Annotated in this window: 3 protein-coding genes; 1 reads left to right on the top strand and 2 read right to left on the bottom strand. The window is 48.1% G+C overall.

Annotated features, from left to right (window positions below; translation table 11 throughout):
- On the bottom strand, positions 1 to 162 hold a 162-nt coding region (locus NZ772_16565; protein ID MCS6815168.1), incomplete at its 3' end, for a glycosyltransferase.
- A gap of 520 nt (positions 163 to 682) precedes the next feature.
- On the opposite strand from NZ772_16565, the gene ribBA reads away from it, so the two are divergent.
- Positions 683 to 2,359, top strand: coding sequence for a bifunctional 3,4-dihydroxy-2-butanone-4-phosphate synthase/GTP cyclohydrolase II (gene ribBA, locus NZ772_16560; protein ID MCS6815167.1), 1,677 nt, complete (start codon positions 683 to 685; stop codon positions 2,357 to 2,359).
- Between the two features lie 56 nt (positions 2,360 to 2,415).
- Here the strand turns inward: ribBA and NZ772_16555 are convergent.
- Positions 2,416 to 2,963, bottom strand: a 548-nt coding sequence (locus NZ772_16555) for a class A beta-lactamase-related serine hydrolase (protein ID MCS6815166.1), incomplete at its 5' end; no start/stop codon positions are given.

The following is a 2,963-nucleotide window of genomic DNA, read 5'->3' as shown; positions in this document are numbered from 1 at the left end:
GGACTGTAAGATCTGCCCACATCCATCTGTGGAGCCGTCATTGACAATAATGAACTCGAAATCTGTAAATGTTTGATTGAGAATGCCCTCTACCGCTTTCGGTAGGTATCGTTCCGAGTTATAAACACACATCAAAACAGACACGCTAGGTTGCTTATCCATACAGTTCATTAACTAGAGTCAAGAGTAATTAATGAAACCACTACAACAGGGATAACAACAGGGATAATTAATGAAACCACTACAACAGGGATAGAGTTTGCCAAATGCCTTAACCGTGTAACATTTCCTTGCGTGCAGCTTAACACAATAGCCAGTTGCTTTTATCAACCAAAATTATGTTGTGGTCGCTGAACCTCTCAGTGCATCAGTTGCTCTAGTTTGAGTTGGTAGGCTGGTTTTGGAAGCAAGACAATAACTGTGTGAATTTTACAAGCCAATAGCTTTATGAATACTGTTTATGAAACTTATGGTAAGTCGGCAAGGGCTAATGTTGGTTGCCCAATACGTAGTAACATGGTTAGTCCTGATTCAGAGCTTTTGATGGTCAATCAAGCACGCAAGGCTGCATGACATTATCCTAGAATTGAGCTGTGATGTTTCGCTTGATCATTGACGATCGCTAAACTGTCTTGGTCTTAAGGGGTGGAGTAAGCATTTGAAGGATTTTGTGACAACAGCCTTGAGTCAGTCGTTTAAGTTTGATTCGCTGGATGCGGCATTGGCGGACTTGAAGGCAGGCAAGGCGGTGGTAGTGGTAGATGATGAAAACCGCGAGAATGAGGGTGATGTAGTCTGTGCGGCTCAGTTTGCCACGCCGGACATGATTAACTTTATGGCAGTAGAGGCACGGGGATTAATTTGTCTAGCAATGACGGGCGATCGGCTAGATGAACTGGACTTACCCCTAATGGTTACCAACAACACCGATGAAAATCAAACAGCCTTTACAGTCAGCATTGATGCCTCACCTCACCTAGGAGTCAGCACAGGAATCTCTGCTGAAGACCGAGCACGCACCATTCAAGTTGCCATTAATCCAGCAACACGGCCCAGTGATTTGCGTCGTCCTGGGCACATTTTTCCCTTACGGGCACGGGATGGTGGTGTATTGAAACGGGCAGGGCATACAGAAGCAGCCGTGGATTTAGCCCGGTTGGCGGGTCTGTATCCAGCGGGCATTATCTGCGAAATTCAGAACCCAGATGGATCGATGGCACGCCTGCCAGAGTTGATTGCCTATGCCCGCCGTCATCAGATGAAGATTATCAGCATTGCTGATTTAATAAGCTATCGGCTTCAACATGAGCGGTTTGTTTTGCGAGAAACGGTTGCTGAATTGCCGTCGGAGTTTGGGCGATTTCAAATTTATGCCTATCGCAACACGCTGGATGATTCAGAACATGTGGCGATCGTCAAAGGAAATCCAGCTAACTTTGCCAATCAGCCTGTAATGGTGCGGATGCACTCTGAATGCCTGACAGGAGATGCCTTAGGTTCTCTGCGCTGTGATTGTCGAATGCAATTGCAGGCAGCGCTGAAGATGATTGAGGCAGCGGGTATGGGTGTGGTGGTTTACCTGCGCCAGGAAGGACGAGGAATTGGGTTGGTGAACAAGCTAAAAGCCTATTCTCTGCAAGACATGGGCTTAGATACCGTAGAAGCTAACGAACGCTTGGGCTTCCCAGCAGATTTGCGTAACTATGGTGTAGGGGCACAAATTCTCAATGACTTGGGAGTACAGCATATTCGCCTAATTACGAATAACCCCCGCAAAATTGCTGGGCTGAAGGGCTATGGCTTGGAGGTAGTCGAGCGAGTGCCACTGTTGATTGAGGCAACACCTTACAATGCTGACTACTTAGCCACTAAAGTGGAAAAGCTAGGACACCTGATGGTGCAAACGTATCTGGTGACGATCGCCTGCCATTGGCATGATCACCCTCAGCATGTCGCTGAACGGTACGATCGCTTAGAAAAGCTGCGCTACCTGGCAAGGATGCATGATTTTCTGGTGCAGGAAGAAACTCGGCCTATGGCGATCGCCTTGTTTGGCAAGCCTCACCTCATTGTCCACTTGGGCTTAGAGCAACAGTTAGTAGGCGAACCTGACTGGTATGCTCAGCTAGATCATCCCTATGGGGTTGCAATCGCCAATATTCTCACTCAACTGGCCGCCTTGCCCTATGTTCGCTGTCTTGAATTTCTAGTCTCTCCTGGTTCCGACCCACTCACAGGCTTGCAAGTTCACATCGATCGCCAGCATCTCTCTAGTGATCAGCTCGTAGCTACTACTGGTCGCCACTTCCAACCTCAGGTGATTTACAGTATACGCAGTCGTGATCAGGGCCAATCCTGAAATGCCTGAGTGGTAAGGCCCTACCGAATCTGTCCTGTCGATCAGACCACTTGTACCTATCGGGCATTGGCTGGAGACGGAGAAGCTGAACTAGAGCTTCGATCATTGCCTTTAGGCTGTGCCGGAGACTTGGTAGCAGACGTACTAATTTCCCAAGGCCGGTTGAGATGATCGTACACAGTCTGAGAAATTCTAGAGATTAGCTCATTCGCTCTACCATCGTTATACGGACGCTTGACCAACACAGCAATCACATAGCGCTTACCATTAGGCATGTCTACAACACCAGCATCACCAACTAGCGTGCCAATATCACCAGTCTTGTGAGCAATATCTGCCTCAGAGCCAATGCCTTGAGGCAGCAGAGTATTGTTTCTAGTGCGTTCCATAATGCTAAAGATGCGATCGCGAGACTGAGGTGACACCAGCCTACCCTGGTTAATTTGCAGTAGCAGGTCAGCTAAATCTCTAGCGCTAGTCGTATTAGTTCCACTTAAGTCGGGCAGTTGGTTTCTCAGAGCTGTTGAGGTTAACCCCCAAGCCTTGAACCGTTGGGTTAGGGCATCTAGACCACCTAGCCGGTCAATCAGCATGTTGGTAGCGG

This window comes from Cyanobacteriota bacterium (genome assembly GCA_025054735.1).
In the GTDB taxonomy this organism is placed as follows: Bacteria; Cyanobacteriota; Cyanobacteriia; order SKYG9; family SKYG9; genus SKYG9.
The sequence above is the reverse complement of the archived record's forward strand: the minus strand, read 5'-3'. Positions and strand labels throughout refer to the sequence as shown.